Origin of the sequence: Anaeromassilibacillus sp. An200 (assembly GCF_002160025.1) — a bacterium.
Classification (GTDB): domain Bacteria; phylum Bacillota; class Clostridia; order Oscillospirales; family Acutalibacteraceae; genus Caccousia; species Caccousia stercoris.
The window spans coordinates 1-540 of record NZ_NFJU01000149.1; the positions used below are offsets into that span (position 1 = coordinate 1).

Consider the following 540-nt stretch of genomic DNA (forward strand, 5'->3'; position numbering starts at 1 on the left):
AAGAAATACCTGCTGGCCGCTTTGTATAACGCCCCGGCCACCATCGACAGCTACTACACTTCCCTGGTGAGCCACGATATGTACGGCGGCGGAGATCGGAGGTGATGTGAGTGCAGGAAGAAATCACCCAGGGCGTGGTCTCCCTCTCGGTGGAGGCGAGCAAGATGACCGCGGACCTGCTCCAAAAGGCCGTGAAGAAGGTGCTGGAGGAGATGCAGAAAAAGCCCTCCCAGCGCAGCTTACACCAGGGAAAACAGACCCTGCACCAGCTCAAACAGCATGGTGCCTCCCTGACCAACATCGAGATCACGGAGCAGAACATCAAGGCGTTTTCGGCGGTGGCGAAAAAGTATGACATCGACTATGCCCTGAAAAAAGACCCCACAACCGACCCGCCGCACTACTATGTGTTCTTCAAGGCGAAGGACAAGGACCAGCTCCAGCCGGCCTTCAAGGAGTTCACCGCCATGACCCTGGGCCGGGAGAATCGCCCCACCATCCGGGAGAGGCTGGCCCAGGCTCAGGAACAGTCAAAGACCA

At 58.0% G+C, this 540-nt stretch carries 2 protein-coding genes; both read left to right on the plus strand.

The window, feature by feature from the left end; genetic code table 11:
• The coding region (locus B5F35_RS19410; RefSeq protein WP_242969596.1) for a DUF6017 domain-containing protein at positions 1-105 on the plus strand (105 nt) is incomplete at its 5' end.
• A gap of 5 nt (positions 106-110) precedes the next feature.
• The coding region (locus tag B5F35_RS18335) for a PcfB family protein (RefSeq protein ID WP_087243103.1) at positions 111-540 on the plus strand (430 nt) is incomplete at its 3' end.